A 14,656-nucleotide genomic window follows, 5' to 3' on the forward strand; every position below is an offset into this window, starting at 1 on the left:
CCTGTCCGACTCCTCCGCCACGGTCGGTACGCGAAAGAAATCAAATCACAATCGAATCGGCTACGCGGCGTCCACGGCTACGACACCCCGTCGGATCGCGCGGACGGCCTTGGCCGCGGTCCCCGCGACCTCGACATCGTCGGCGGTTGCGTGGATCTGATCGAGCAGATCGATCACCTGTCGGCACCACCGCACGAAATCGCCCGCCGACAGCGGCGCGTTCTGATCACCGCTGGCCAGCAACGACTCGGCCAACCCATCGCCGCGGGCCCATTTGTAAACGCCTGTCACGAAACCGAGATCCGGTTCGCGGGTGGGCGGCAGTCTGTGCCGTGCCTCATCGGAGCGCAACTCGCTCCACACGCCGACGGTCGCGCCGACCGCCCGGCGAATCGGTTCGGTCGGCCCGCTGACGCCGAGATAGCCACCCTCCTGGCGGGATTCGTACACCAGTATGGAAACCACCGCCGCCAATTCGGCCGGACCGAGCCCGCGCCACAGCCCCTGCCGCAGGCATTCGGCGACGAGCAGATCGCTTTCGGCGTAGATTCTGGCCAGCCGACGCCCGTCGACGGTCACCTCGCCCGCGTCCACGAACCCGCGCTCTTCGAGCAGACCGAGGATCCGATCGAAGGTGCGCGCCAACGAATTGGTGGTCGCGGCAACCTTTTGGCGCATCGTCTCGGTCTCGCGCAGCAGCCGGTTGTAGCGCTCGCCGACCCGGCTCATCTGTTCGCGATCGGGCCGGGTGTGCGCCGGATGCGAACGCAGACTGCGCCGCAAGGTCGACAGCTCGCGGTCCTCGCCTGCCTTCGAACGGTCACCGCGCCGCGATCGCCCCGGCGCCGAGATTCCGGTGCTGCGCAATGCCGAGGCCAGATCGCGCCGTGTCCGCGCCGTGCGGTGATCGATCTTGCGTGGCAGCCGCATATGGCCCAGGGTTTTCGCGGGCACCGGGAAATCGGCGACCGACACCCGCCCCGCCCACTTGTCCTCGGTCAGTACCAGCGGACGCGGATCCCCCGGCGTGGCATCCGGCTCCAGAATCACGGCGAGCCCGGCCCGCCGCCCGGACGGAATGGCCACCACATCGCCGCGCCGCAGGGACACCAGCGCGTCGACCGCTGCCCCGCGCCGATCGGCCCGACCCTGCTGTTCGATCTGACGTTCGCGCTGCTTGATCCGCTCGCGCAGAGAGATGTATTCCAGGAAGCCGCCGTCCTCGCCGCCGAGCTGATCGCGCAGTTTGCGCAACTGCCCCTCGTTGCGCTCGATCCCGCGCACCAATCCCACTACCGACCGATCGGCCTGGAACTGCGCGAAGGACCGCTCCAGCAGCGCCCGCGACTCGTCCGCGCCCATCCGGTCGATCAGATTGATCGACATGTTGTAACCCGGCCGGAAGGAACTGCGCAGCGGATAGGTCCGGGTGGATGCCAGACCTGCGACCGCACTCGTGTCGACCTCGGGCTGCCACAGCACCACCGCATGGCCCTCGACATCGATTCCGCGGCGTCCGGCCCGGCCGGTGAGCTGCGTGTACTCCCCCGGCGTCAGTTCGGCGTGCGATTCGCCGTTGTATTTGACCAGCCGCTCGAGCACCACCGTGCGCGCGGGCATATTGATGCCCAATGCCAGTGTCTCCGTAGCGAATACGGCCCGCACCAGACCGCGCACGAACAGTTCCTCGACCGTGTGCCGGAAGGCGGGCAGCATGCCCGCGTGATGCGCGGCCAGGCCCCGGTGCAGGGCCTCGCGCCATTCCCAGTAGCCGAGCACCTCGAGATCGCCTTTGGGCAGATCCCCGGTGTGTTTCTCGATGATCGCGTCGATCTCGTCGGCCTGGTCGTCACGACTGTGTTTACCCACCCCGCCGGCTCCGCCGACTGCCGTCCCCGAGAGATCCAGTCGCGAACGCAGGCATTGGGCAAGAGCCCCATCGCATCCGGCCCGGCTGAAGATGAAGGTGATCGCGGGCAGCAGCCCTTCCTCATCGAGCTTGGCCAGCACCTCCGGTCTGGGCAGCGGCCGGAAGTTGCGATTACCACCGCGACCACGCGGTCCACCCCAGCCGTTCATCCGGTCCGCCGCCTCACGCTGGCGGATGTAGCGCACCAGATCCTCGTCGACCAGCACCTTCTGTTCGCTGGAGTTGGTATCGAACAGATCGAACATCCGGCGCCCGACCATGACGTGCTGCCACAGCGGCACCGGGCGGGTTTCGTCGACGACCACCGCGGTATCGCCGCGCACGGTCTCCATCCACGCGCCGAATTCCTCGGCATTGCTGACCGTCGCGGACAGGCTGACCAGCCGCACATCCGGCGACAGATGCAGGATGACCTCCTCCCAGACCGCACCGCGGAAGCGGTCGGCGAGGTAGTGCACCTCGTCCATCACCACATACGACAGTCCGCGCAGCGCGTCCGAGGAGGCGTAGAGCATATTGCGCAGCACCTCGGTGGTCATCACGACAACCGGCGCGTCCGGATTGATCGACTGGTCACCGGTGAGCAGTCCGACCTGGTCACGCCCGTGCCGCTCGGTCAGATCGGCGAACTTCTGGTTCGACAGCGCCTTGATCGGTGTGGTGTAGAAACACTTTCCGCCCGCCGCCAATGCCAGGTGCACCGCGAATTCGCCGACGACGGTCTTACCCGCGCCGGTAGGGGCACAGACCAGCACGCTGTGCCCGCCCTCGAGGGCTTTGCAGGCATTGCGCTGGAAGGGATCCAACCCGAAAGTCAGCTCGGCGGAGAACTTTGCCAGCTCGCCCGCCTGCGACTGGTGATACGTCACGGTCAGAGGGTATCGGAGTAGTCCGACACGGGTCGTGCTGATTTCGCCGAGGGTTCCGAGATCGAATCGGCCGGGTTGATCGGATCGGGGCCGGAGATCGTGGAGGCTTCCTCATCCGAGAGTGCCGCCAATTCCTCGGCCTCCCGACGCGCGCGCCGCTTGTCGTTGATCCGAGAGAACTGGATGGCAACCTCGAAAAGCACCGTGAGGGCCAGCGCCAATGCCAGCATGGAGAAGGGATCCTGCGGGGTCACGATCGCGGCGAAGACGAAGAGCCCGAAGACGATTCCGCGCCGCCACTTGGCGAGCTTGTCGTAGTGCAGCACCCCGACCAGATTCAATCCGACTACCAGCAGCGGGATTTCGAAGCTGACACCGAAGATGACGAGCAGCTGGATGATGAAGCTGAAGTATTGTGTACCGCTCAGGGCGGTGATCTGCGCGTTGTTGCCGATATTCAGCAGGAAGCTCAACGCGTGTGCGACAACCCAATACGCGAGTACGGCGCCGGTCACGAACAGCGCACTGCCGGAGGTGACGAATCCGACCGCGTACTTGCGTTCCTTCGCGTACAGACCGGGCGTGATGAAGGCCCAGATCTGATACAGCCACACCGGGGCGGCCAATACCACGCCCGCTGTCATGCCGACCTTCAACCGCAGCATGAACTGTTCGAAGGGCGCGGTCGCCAGCAGGCGGCAGGCACCGTCGGCGGTGAGCACGGCCCGCGACGAGGCGGGCAGTGAACAGTAGGGTCCGGTGAGCAGCGAACCAAGGCTTTCGACGCCGAAGATCGTGTGCGCGTACCAGAAGAAGCCGAACAGCGTGGTGACGACGACCGCGGCGATCGAGACCAGCAGCCGACGGCGCAGCTCCTGCAGATGCTCGACCAACGACATGGTGCCGTCGGGATTCGTCCTGCGCTTACTGCGCCGGGGATCGAACGGAATTCGCATGGTGGTGTGTTGGCCCCTGAGGTCGACGGTGCCCGCGGCGGTCGGCGGGCAACAGCACTACGCCCGGAGCGAGTTCGCTACTCACCCCGGCGGCAAAGGCTGGGCTCAGAGCGACTTCGGCTGTGCCTGGGGCTCGGCCTGCGGCTGCGCGACCGTCGGCTGGACCGCCGAGGCCTGCGGCAGTTCGGCGGCCGGTTGCTGGACCGGTGCTGCACTTGCCTGTGCGCTGCTCTCGTTCTGCATCTGGCTGACTTCGCTCTTGAAGATGCGCAGCGAGCGGCCCAGGCTGCGGGCGGCATCGGGCATACGCTTCGCGCCGAAGAACATCACGAAGACCGCGGCGATGATCAGCCAGTGCCAGATGCTCAGACTGCCCATAATGAAACCTCCAAAGAATGTGGTAGCTCCGATGCTACCGGACTATGACATGCGAGAACGCCCGCGTCGGTGTGCTCCCCCACCTCTTCGATCCTTTTGCCGGACGTGGGTGCGTCGATGGTTTCGTAGCAGGCCAGCGGTCGAGTGGTGTGCCTATTTCTGGGGGTGCCCAACGAGTTATCCGTGGGGTCACGAAATCAGCCGTCCTTTGTGCCGGCCGCCGATCGCAATTGCTCCAGCAGTTGCGGCCCGGTCCAGTCGCGCCGGCCACCCTGTTCGGCGGCCACGATCAGTTCGATGAGTCGCTGATTGACCGGTGTCGGCAGTCCCACCATCACGCCGAGGCTCACGATCTCCCCGCACAACCAGGAGATTTCGGTCTTGCGACCGAGTTCGAGGTCATCGGCCATGGACGAGCGCGCCTGCGGATCGATGGCCAGCACCGTTGCGGCGACCCGGCGGAAGATTCCGTCCGGAACGGTCAGCAGCCGCGCCATCCATTTCGGCGGCAGCGGCGTCAGCCGGGCGGGGCGAATTCGCGCTCGGCTCATCGCGGCGAGCGCCTCGCGCTGAGTGAGGGCCAGGCAGCGCCGGAAGTCGCGGTCGGACAGTTCCTCGCGCAGCGGCCGACCGGACAGCGCATTGATCGGGTTGTTGAGGTTGAGCAGCAGCTTCGCCCATTGCACCGGCAGCAGGTCCGGATACCGCCGCAGTGCCAGACCGGCCCGCGCGAATACCTCGGTGAACTGTGCCAGCGCCGGATCGTCCTGCACCGCCAGTCCGCCCTCGGTACCGCGGTGGAACCGGCCGTCGGGATGATGCACGACGTTGAACATCACCATTCCTGCCAGCACCACGCAGGTCGGCAGGGTTTCGCGGATCACCGCATCGTTGCCGACCCCGTTCTGCAGGCTCAGCACCACGGTGCCGGGACGGATCTTGCCGTCGAGATCGCGCACGGCCGCCGCGGTCGCCGCCGACTTCACGGTGACCAGCACCAGATCGGCGGACCCGACATCCTCCGGCGTGGTCGACACCCGCACCGCATCCCTCGCCACCGCGACGTCACCGCCGTCGAGGTCGGTGAGCCGCAGCCCGGACGCACTGATCTCGTCCAGCACCCGCTGCCGACCGACGAATGTGATATCGGCGCCGGCCGCCGCCAGCTTTCCGCCGACAAAGGAACCAATGCTTCCGGCGCCCAGGACCAACACCCGAGGGGGTGCCATCACATCACTCACGCCGGTCCAGCCTCCGTGCGATTCATCTGGTCTCCAGGAAACCGGCCGCTTCGTAGGCGGCAAGTGCGGCGTTCGAGCGTTCGCGCACCGCGGTGATCAATTCGGGTGGGCCGAGCACCGTGACGCCGGAACCGAAGCCGAGCAGCAGCCGCGCCATCCAGTCCATGGTGGCGAAGCGCATGGTCGTCTCGATGCTGCCGTCCGGGTGCACCGCCATCCGATGCATCGGGTATTGATCGAGCACCCAACCGTAGTCGCCGCGAATACGCAAGCGCGCCAACGGAACCGCGGGATCGTCTTGGAACAGGTCGAGCGCGGCGGCCTCCTCGGTCGCGTGGCTCGGCGGTCGGGCGGGCTCGTCGAGTTCGGTGGCCGCCTCGATCCGATCGAAGCGGAACAGGCGCACACCTTCGGCCTCGCGGCACCAGGCCTGCAGGTAACTGTTGTTGTCCACCAGGACAATACGAATCGGATCGACGACACGCTCGGATACGACATCGCGACTCGCCGAATAGTAGACCAGCCGCAGCGCACGCTGGCGGGCCAGCGCGGAACGCACCGTCGAAACCGCCGGTGCCTCGGTCGGCAGATGCTCGCGGGCATCGTAGGCGGTCTTACCACCCACGATGGCCGATTCCAGTTTGGCGATTGCCGCATGCGCCGCGGTCGGATCGACCATGCCCGGCATATCCACGATCGAGCGCAGCGCCACCAGCAATGCGGTCGCCTCGGTGGAGGTCAGCCGCAGCGGCCGGTCGATGCCCGCCGAGAAGGTGACCTCGATGCTCTCCTCGGAGAACGACAGGTCGATCAGATCGCCCGGCCCGTAACCGGGCAGGCCGCACATCCACAGCTGGTTGAGGTCGCTCATCAGCTGCTTGGTGGTCACGCCGAGATCGGCGGCGGCCTCGGCGGCACTGATCCCCGGATTCGCAATGAAGTACGGAATCATGTTGAGCAGCCGTGAGAGCCGAACCGAAAGTCGACTGCGCTCGTTCATGACCGCACCTCGCTGGCTCTCGGTTCGGTCATGAACGAGCGATGTTCGAGTGTGTTTGTCGTTCGCTCGCTCATGCGGTGACCTCCGTATGGTCGAAGACCGAACGCAATCGCGCCACCACATCCGCGCGCAGTTCCTCGGGTGCGAGCACCACGGCATCGGGACCGAGTCCGGTGATCAAGCGCGCCAACCAATCTCGGGATCGGATGGGCAACTCGACGACCACCCCACGGCGTTCGCCGATGGTGCGCTCTTCCAGCACGGGTCCGAGTCGGCGGATCTCACGGCCGTGGCCTTCGGCCACCCACACCGTCGCGGTGCCGGTCACCGGTGCGCTGCCGGTGACGGTGCCGACGATCTCACGCAGATCCACGCCCTCGGGTTTGCCGACCGAATTGGGCGGGCCGTAGGCGGTCACATCGTCGCCGATCCGCGATAGCCGGAAGCTGCGGACCGCGTTCCGATTCCGGTCGTGTCCGACCAGATACCAGCGGCCATTGTGGGTGACGACACCCCAGGGCTCTACATCACGCATGACATACGGCTCGTTGATCGCACCCCGATGTTCGAACCGTACCGCCTGACCCGCATCGATCGCGGCCAGCAGCTTGCCGAGCACCGCATCCGAGCCCCGGGTGCGCGCCGGAACCGCGGGCACCGAGGCCACCGCGGCATCGGTCTCGACGTGGATTCCGGCCGCACGCAACTTCAGCAGCGCGCCATCGGCTGCTGCCGCCAGCTCCGGCGACTCCCACATCTGCACCGCGACCGCGACCGCCGCCGCTTCCTCACTGGTCAGATCGATGTCGGGTAGTTCGTAGGCGTCGCGGTTGATCCGATAGCCCTCCACCGTCGAAAACCGGCTGACCTGCCCGACCTCCAAGGGAATCCCCAGGTCACGCAGCTCGTTCTTATCGCGCTCGAACATTCGACTGAACGCTTCGTCGCTGGCCGAATCCTCGTACCCCGCGACGCTGTCCCGAATCCGCTCCGCGGTCAGGAATTGCCGGGTCGACAACAGCGCGATGACCAGATTCATCAGCCGCTCGACCTTGGATATCGCCACTCGACACAGGGTAATCGGCCCACCGGCGCGCCCGCGCGTCGGCGCGCGATTCACCGTATTCCGATTGGTGCACCGCCATCATGGAGTCATGATCATCGCGTTCTCCGTGACACCGCTGGGTGCGGGCGTCGACGTCGGCCGAGCTGTCGCCGAAGCCGTCCGAATCGTGCGAGCCAGCGGTCTGTCCAACCGCACCGACGCCATGTTCACCACGATCGAGGGCGAATGGGACGAGGTGATGGCCGTGGTCAAGGACGCCACGGACGCGATACTCGCCGTCGCACCCCGTTGCAGCCTGGTCCTGAAAGCCGACATCCGCCCGGGCGTGACCGACGCGATGTCCGCCAAGGTCGAGACCATCGAGCGATACCTCGCCGAGAACTAGCCGCAAGCCCACGCTCACCAACGTCCTCGCACACCCGTCGCACTCCTCGCAGAAGTCACAACATGTGCGAGGCGCTGGGTAGATCTGCGAGGACGCAGACGCGGCCGATCCACCGACTGCGGCACGCTGCCCCTCGGACAGACTTGGCGGCGGAAGCGGCTACATCGAGGCGATCAGCCGATCCACTCGCTCGTCCACCGAGCGGAACGGGTCCTTGCACAAGACCGTGCGCTGGGCTTGATCATTGAGCTTGAGGTGCACCCAGTCGACGGTGAAGTCGCGGCCCGCTTCCTGCGCGGCTGTGATGAAATCGCCGCGCAGTTTGGCGCGCGTGGTCTGCGGCGGGGTGTCCACGGCGGCGTCGACGGCCTCGTCCTCGGTGACACGCTTGGCCAGACCCTTGCGCTGCAGCAGGTCGAAGACACCGCGACCGCGCTTGATGTCGTGATAGGCCAGATCGAGTTGGGCGATCTTGGGATCGGACAGCTCCATGCCGTAGCGGTCCTGGTAGCGCTGGAAGAGCTTGCGCTTGATCACCCAGTCGACCTCGGTGTCGACCTTGGCGAAGTCCTGCGCCTCGACCGCGTCCAGGGTGCGGCCCCACAGATCGACGACCTGGTCGATATTGGGGTCGCGGTCGCGGTTGCGCAGGTGCTCGACAGCGCGGGCGTAGTACTCACGCTGGATCTCGAGCGCGCTGGCTTGGCGTCCACCGGCGAGCCGGACCGGACGACGGCCGGTCAGGTCGTGGCTGACCTCACGAATGGCGCGGATCGGGTTGTCCAGGGCGAAATCGCGGAACGAGACGCCCGCCTCGATCATCTCCAACACCAGCGCCGCCGTGCCGACCTTGAGCATGGTGGTGGTCTCGGACATATTCGAGTCGCCGACGATCACGTGCAGACGCCGGTACTTCTCGGCATCGGCGTGCGGCTCGTCGCGGGTATTGATGATCGGGCGCGAGCGGGTGGTCGCCGAGGAGACGCCCTCCCAGATGTGCTCGGCACGCTGGGACAGGCAGAACGTGGCCGCCTTCGGCGTCTGCAGCACCTTGCCCGCACCGCAGATCAGCTGACGGGTGACCAGGAACGGCAGCAGCACATCCGAGATCCGGGAGAACTCACCGGCCCGCACCACGAGGAAGTTCTCGTGGCAGCCGTAGGAGTTGCCTGCGGAGTCGGTGTTGTTCTTGAACAAGTAGATGTCGCCGCCGATGCCTTCCTCCGCGAGGCGCTGCTCGGCGTCGATCAGCAACTCCTCCAGCACGCGCTCACCAGCCCGGTCATGAGTGACCAGCTGCGCCAAGTTGTCGCACTCTGCGGTGGCGTACTCCGGATGCGACCCGACATCGAGGTAGAGCCGAGCACCGTTGCGGAGGAACACGTTAGAGCTACGGCCCCAGGAAACTACCCGGCGGAACAAATACCGGGCCACCTCGTCGGGGCTGAGCCGACGGTGTCCGTGGAAGGTGCACGTCACACCGAATTCGGTCTCGATCCCCATGATTCGTCGCTGCACACTATCGACATTACAGCCATGTCATGTACTCGCGTGGGGCTGCGGACAACCCTGGTGCATACGTCTTCACAACGATTTCGCACGTGAGCGAAATGTTCGGCGGAAAACCACCGCACGAAACGAAGGCCCTCCCGATGAATCGGGAGGGCCTTCGCAGCCGAATGATCGTGGTGGAACTACTCCGATTCGGGAGCGTCCTTCGACTCCGACTCGGTGTCCGCCGCCTCGGCCTTGCTCGCCGACTCACCGCCGGTCAACAACTGGTCCAAGGCCGCGCCCGCGACCCGGCGGAACGCCCGCCGGGGCCGCGCCTGTTCCAGCGTGGCGACCTCGAGCGATCCCACCCCTAGCACCCGCTTGTCTTTGTCCGCGGCATCGGGCACCCCGGACTTCAAGGCCTTCACCGCGACTGCCACCGCACCGGACAAGTCGAGTCCAGGCTGGTAGGAGGCTTTCAGCGCGGTCATGATCGGCTCGGTCGTGCCGCCCATCACCACGTATTCGCGCTCATCCACTATCGAGCCGTCGAAGGTGATCCGATACAGCACCGATTCCGGGGACTGTTCCGGGTAGCCGACCTCGGCCACACAGATCTCCACCTCATAGGGCTTGAGTTGATCGGTGAAGATCGTGCCGAGGGTCTGCGCGTAGGCATTGGCCAGGCCACGGCCGGTGACATCGCGCCGGTCGTACTGGTAGCCCTTCAGATCGGCCTGCAGGATGCCGCCGCGGCGCAGTGCCTCGAATTCGTTGTACTTGCCGACGGCCGCGAACCCGACTCGGTCGTACAGCTCGCTCACCTTGTGCAACGTCGCGGACGGATTCTCCGCGACGAACAGCACACCCTTGTCGTAGGTCAGCACGATCACACTGCGACCGCGACCGATGCCCTTGCGCGCGAGCTCGGTCTTGTCGCGCATGATCTGTTCGGCCGACGCGTAATACGGCAGTGTCATGCTGAGGCACTCCCCTCTTCCGCGGCCTCGCGATCGGCGACGATCGCCCGCGTGATCTCCTCCAACCGTGATTCGGTCACCTCGTCGGCGCCATCGTTGTCGATGACGATCGCCGTCGGGTAGATGCCGCGCACCAGATCCGGTCCGCCGGTTGCGGTGTCGTCGTCGGCCGCGTCGAAGAGCGATTCGACGGCGATCCGCAATGCGCGGTCCTCATCGATACCCTTGGCGTACAGCTTTTTCAACGACGATTTCGCGAACATCGAACCCGAACCGACCGCGGTATAACCGAACCGCTCCTCACTTCGCCCGCCGACCACGTCGTAGGACACGATCCGACCGGCCTTGTCCACATCGGTGGCGTGCTGGTCGTAGCCGACCAGCACCGGAACCACCGCCAAACCCTGCAGTGCGGCAGGGAGGTTGTCGCGCACCATCTTCGACAGCTTGTTCGCCTTGCCGTCGAAGGTCAACGAGACACCCTCGATCTTCTCGTAGTACTCCAACTCGACGGCGAACAATCGCACCATCTCGATGGCCATGCCCGCGGTGCCCGCGATACCGGCCGCCGAATAGGTGTCGGTGATGTACACCTTCTCGATATCCCTGCTGGCCAACAGGTTTCCCTGGGTGGCCCGCCGGTCACCGGCGATCAGCACACCACCGCGAAACGAGACCGCCACGATGGTGGTTCCGTGCGGAGCCAGCTGTTTCGCGGCGGTGCCACCGGAGGCTGTGCCACCCGAGATCGGGGTGGCACCTTCGATCGCGCCGAATCGGTTGCCAGGCAACAGTTCCGGTGCGTGCATGCGCAGGTGCTCGGTGAATGACGAGAGGGCGTGCCCCGGGTGGAGACGCAAGGGGTCACCTGCTGTCACTGGCCGCCCTTCTGCACATACGCGCGAACGAAGTCTTCCGCGTTCTCCTCGAGCACATCATCGATCTCGTCGAGCAGGTCGTCGGTATCCTCCGCCAGTTTTTCGCGGCGCTCCTGACCGGCGGCGTCAACGCCCTCCGGGCCCTCGTCCTCGTCGCCGCCCCCGGCGCGTTTGGTCTGCTCTTGTGCCATGGCAGCCGACCTCCTCTGTCCTCATCATGACCAGGGCTCCATTCTGAGCACGACCCTGATCATGAGCAATGTCCGTGCCCGTACATCAACACTACCCAGCCATTCTGACAACGTGCTCGGTTATCGGCCGCGCGGGCACGGCGTGTTCGCGACTGTGTTCGATTTGCAGCGCCTTCGGCGCTGCGTGTTCACGGCTCCCTGCTGTCGCGCGGCCGACCCTCTCGAGCGACCGGCAAGCAGTCGCCAGGGAGTGCCGTCGAGACTCCCGACTACGTCGCACGCGCTTCGACGACTCGGCCGCGAACTCCTCGCTAGTAAGACTCGCTCCGTCGTTGCTGCGATCGCGATAGCCGTTGCTACCTGGGCTTATTCGCGCGATTTGCTAAGTGGTCAGCTGTTCGACCAACTCAGCGGCGGTGTTCACGCCGTCGAGCAGCTTGCCCACGTGGGCCCTGGTGCCGCGGCGCGGCTCCAGGGTCGGGATGCGCACGAGTGAATCGCCGCCCAGGTCGAAGATCACAGAATCCCAGCTGGCCGCCGCGATATCGGCGCCGAATCGACGCAGACATTCGCCTCGGAAGTAGGCACGGGTGTCGGTCGGCGGCTTGGTCATCGCGTCGAGCACCTGCTGCTCGTTGATCAGGCGTTTCATCGAACCGCGGGCGACCAGGCGGTTGTAGAGGCCCTTGTCCAGGCGGACGTCGGAGTACTGCAGGTCCATCAGGTGCAGTTTGGGCGCGGCCCAGCTCAGCCCCTCGCGCTTGCGCATCCCCTCGAGTAGGCGCAGCTTGGCGGGCCAGTCCAGCAGGTTGGCGCATTCCATCGGATCGCGCTCCAGCAGATCCAGCACGTTGGCCCAGTTCTCCAGGATGTCCTTGACGCGCTCGTCGTCGTTGCCGCTGCGGGCCACGAATTTCTCCACCCGGTCCAGGTAGATGCGCTGCAGCGCCAGGCCGGTGAGTTCGCGGCCGTCGGTGAGGGCCACCGTGGCGCGCAGGGTCGGATCGTGGCTGATCTGGTGAACGGCGGTGACCGGGCGGGCCAGCTGCAGATCCGACAGATCCTCACCCGCCTCGATCAGGTCCAGCACCAGCGCGGTGGTGCCGACCTTGAGGTAGGTGGACATCTCGGCGAGGTTGGCATCGCCGATGATGACGTGCAGGCGGCGGTATTTGTCCGCATCGGCGTGCGGTTCGTCGCGAGTGTTGATGATGCCGCGCTTGAGCGTGGTTTCCAGGCCGACCTCGACCTCGATGTAGTCGGCGCGCTGGGACAGCTGGAATCCGGCGTGATCACCCGACTGTCCGATGCCGACCCGGCCGGAACCGCAGATCACCTGGCGCGAGACGAAAAACGGGGTGAGCCCGACGATGATCTGGTTGAACGGGGTGTCACGGCTCATCAGGTAGTTCTCGTGGGTGCCGTAGGAGGCGCCCTTGCCGTCGACATTGTTCTTGTACAGCTGCAGCCGCGGCGCACCGGGAACGCTGGACGCGTGCCGTGCGGCCGCCTCCATGACCCGTTCGCCCGCTTTGTCCCAGATAACCGCATCCAGCGGATCGGTGACCTCGGGCGCGGAGTACTCCGGATGGGCGTGGTCGACGTAGAGCCGGGCACCGTTTGTGAGGATCATATTGGCCGCGCCGACCTCGTCGGCGTCGATGACGGGGGCAGGGCCGTTCATCCGGCTCAGGTCGAAGCCGCGGGCGTCGCGCAGCGGCGATTCCACCTCGTAGTCCCAGCGCGTGCGCTTCGCGCGCGGCACCCCCTCCGCTGCGGCGTAGGCGAGAACCGCTTGCGTGGAGGTGAGAATCGGGTTGGCCGACGGCTCGGTGGGTGTGGAGATGCCGTATTCGACCTCGATACCGATGATGCGCTGCATACCGTCGAGCCTAGGCGACGCGTGGCCGCCGTCGGTCGCGACCGGCGGCATCGGCGATCTCGGGTGACATCGATGTCATACCGACGGTGGTACTTCCGGAGGATACGAGCAGGCCATAGCGGCCGGGATATTCGGAGCATGACCGATTCGATCGCCGAAATCGCGGGGCGGCACCGCAAGTCGGATGAGCCCAGCACCGTCACCTGGTCGAAGACTCCGACGCGGTTGGTTGCCCTGGACGTCTTGCGCGGCATCGCGATCCTCGGCACGCTCGGCACCAATATCTGGATTCTCACCCATCCCGAGGGCCTGGTCGGCTACATCGACGAGTTCGGCACCCCGGCGACCGGCTGGATGTGGTCGCAGCGAGTGCTGCAGCAACTCGCGCAGGGCAAGTTCCTCGGGTTGCTCACCATTGCGTTCGGCATCGGCCTGGCGATCCAGCAGGGCTCGGCCGTGCGCGGCGGTCGACGGTGGCCGGGTAGCTATCCATGGCGGGCCGGGCTGTTGTTCCTCGACGGTGTGCTGAATTTTCTGTTCGTCGCGGAATTCGATGTGCTGATGGGCTATGCAGTCACCGGATTAGTCGTCGCCTTCATTCTCGCGACAAGTGAACGCGCGCAACGTCGTTGGCTGACGATAGCGGCCGGGTTCCATATCGCTATGCTGACGCTCATCGGTATCGCGATGGCCGTTGCGAGCCAACAGGGTTCGACGCCGCGCCAGCCGCTGGATCCGAATCCCTATGCGAATGGATCATTCTGGGATCTGGTGCTGTTCCGGCTCGAGAATGCGGGCATGTTCCGCTTCGAGCCGATTTTCGTTTTCCCGATGTCGATCGCGCTGTTCCTCGCGGGTGCGCGGTTGTTCCGGGCCGGGGTGTTCCGGCCGGAAGGGGCGCGGATCCGCCGGCGGCTCATGATCATCGGATTCGCTGTCGCCGCGCCGATCGATCTTGCGGTCGGTGTGCTCGGGGGTGGTGATCTGGTTTTGTTGACCAGGTACGGCACGGCCCCGTTCGTCGCCTTCGGCCTGCTCGCGCTGGTCGCGGAGTTCTACCTGCGTCGTCCGCGGGTCGGCTTCGTCGGCAAGCGGCTCACCGAGGTCGGTCGGATGGCGCTGAGCTGCTACATCCTGCAGAATCTGGTCGCTTCGGTGCTGTGCTACGGGTGGGGTTTCGGACTTGCCGCGCGCGTCTGCCCGGACGCTCGGGTGCCGTTCACGGTTGGTATCTACCTGCTGGTCGCGCTGGTCATCGTGACCATCGCGCACCTGTGGTTGCGCCGGTTCGAGCGCGGTCCGGTCGAGTGGGTGTGGAATCTCAGCTACCGCGCACTGTCCCGCGAACGCTGAGTCACCGCTGCGCTGGCGTACATCGCCGCAGTTCAACACCCGAAACAGGGCCG

General features: G+C 65.7%; 13 protein-coding genes. 2 read left to right on the forward strand and 11 right to left on the reverse strand.

Annotated features, from left to right (window positions below; all coding sequences use genetic code 11):
- Positions 1-60: 60 nt before the first annotated feature.
- From AB0J47_RS19805 to AB0J47_RS19830, 6 genes are all read right to left on the reverse strand, one after another.
- Complete coding sequence (locus AB0J47_RS19805) at positions 61-2,799, reverse strand: RNA helicase (RefSeq protein WP_364347471.1); 2,739 nt, start codon at positions 2,797-2,799, stop codon at positions 61-63.
- Positions 2,800-2,801: 2 nt separating this feature from the next.
- Complete coding sequence (gene tatC, locus AB0J47_RS19810; protein ID WP_364347474.1) at positions 2,802-3,755, reverse strand: twin-arginine translocase subunit TatC; 954 nt, start codon at positions 3,753-3,755, stop codon at positions 2,802-2,804.
- 105 nt (positions 3,756-3,860) lie between these two features.
- Entirely contained in the window at positions 3,861-4,133 is a 273-nt protein-coding gene (gene tatA, locus AB0J47_RS19815; RefSeq protein WP_364347477.1) for a Sec-independent protein translocase subunit TatA, read from the reverse strand.
- A 197-nt stretch (positions 4,134-4,330) separates the two neighbouring features.
- Positions 4,331-5,362, reverse strand: coding sequence for a 2-dehydropantoate 2-reductase (locus AB0J47_RS19820; protein ID WP_364347885.1), 1,032 nt, complete (start codon positions 5,360-5,362; stop codon positions 4,331-4,333).
- A 34-nt stretch (positions 5,363-5,396) separates the two neighbouring features.
- Positions 5,397-6,374, reverse strand: coding sequence for a YafY family protein (locus AB0J47_RS19825; protein ID WP_364347480.1), 978 nt, complete (start codon positions 6,372-6,374; stop codon positions 5,397-5,399).
- A 70-nt stretch (positions 6,375-6,444) separates the two neighbouring features.
- Entirely contained in the window at positions 6,445-7,440 is a 996-nt protein-coding gene (locus AB0J47_RS19830) for a YafY family protein (protein ID WP_364347483.1), read from the reverse strand.
- An 88-nt stretch (positions 7,441-7,528) separates the two neighbouring features.
- Here AB0J47_RS19830 and AB0J47_RS19835 point away from each other — a divergent pair, with 88 nt between their 5' ends.
- On the forward strand, positions 7,529-7,825 hold the full coding sequence (locus AB0J47_RS19835) for an MTH1187 family thiamine-binding protein (protein WP_364347486.1): 297 nt from the start codon (positions 7,529-7,531) through the stop codon (positions 7,823-7,825).
- Positions 7,826-7,984: 159 nt separating this feature from the next.
- On the opposite strand, the gene pafA is transcribed toward AB0J47_RS19835, so the two are convergent.
- The 5 genes from pafA to dop form a co-directional block, all read right to left on the reverse strand.
- On the reverse strand, positions 7,985-9,343 hold the full coding sequence (gene pafA / locus AB0J47_RS19840; RefSeq protein ID WP_364347489.1) for a Pup--protein ligase: 1,359 nt from the start codon (positions 9,341-9,343) through the stop codon (positions 7,985-7,987).
- Between the two features lie 176 nt (positions 9,344-9,519).
- On the reverse strand, positions 9,520-10,299 hold the full coding sequence (prcA, locus tag AB0J47_RS19845; protein WP_364347492.1) for a proteasome subunit alpha: 780 nt from the start codon (positions 10,297-10,299) through the stop codon (positions 9,520-9,522).
- Positions 10,296-11,177 carry a proteasome subunit beta gene (gene prcB, locus AB0J47_RS19850; RefSeq protein WP_364347495.1) on the reverse strand — a complete coding sequence of 294 codons (882 nt, stop codon included), beginning with the start codon at positions 11,175-11,177 and terminating at the stop codon, positions 10,296-10,298. Before prcB ends, prcA begins: the two co-directional genes overlap by 4 nt.
- Positions 11,174-11,368, reverse strand: coding sequence for a ubiquitin-like protein Pup (locus AB0J47_RS19855; protein WP_014351559.1), 195 nt, complete (start codon positions 11,366-11,368; stop codon positions 11,174-11,176). The genes prcB and AB0J47_RS19855 overlap by 4 nt, the downstream gene beginning before the upstream one ends.
- Before the next feature lie 382 nt (positions 11,369-11,750).
- The gene (dop, locus tag AB0J47_RS19860; protein ID WP_040691614.1) at positions 11,751-13,250 is read right to left on the reverse strand and encodes a depupylase/deamidase Dop; all 1,500 of its coding nucleotides are present in this window, start codon (positions 13,248-13,250) and stop codon (positions 11,751-11,753) included.
- Between the two features lie 138 nt (positions 13,251-13,388).
- Here dop and AB0J47_RS19865 point away from each other — a divergent pair, with 138 nt between their 5' ends.
- The gene (locus AB0J47_RS19865) at positions 13,389-14,603 is read left to right on the forward strand and encodes a DUF418 domain-containing protein (RefSeq protein ID WP_364347499.1); all 1,215 of its coding nucleotides are present in this window, start codon (positions 13,389-13,391) and stop codon (positions 14,601-14,603) included.
- The last annotated feature ends 53 nt before the right edge of the window (positions 14,604-14,656 follow it).

Source organism: Nocardia sp. NPDC049737, from assembly GCF_040674755.1.
Taxonomy (GTDB): Bacteria; Actinomycetota; Actinomycetes; order Mycobacteriales; family Mycobacteriaceae; genus Nocardia.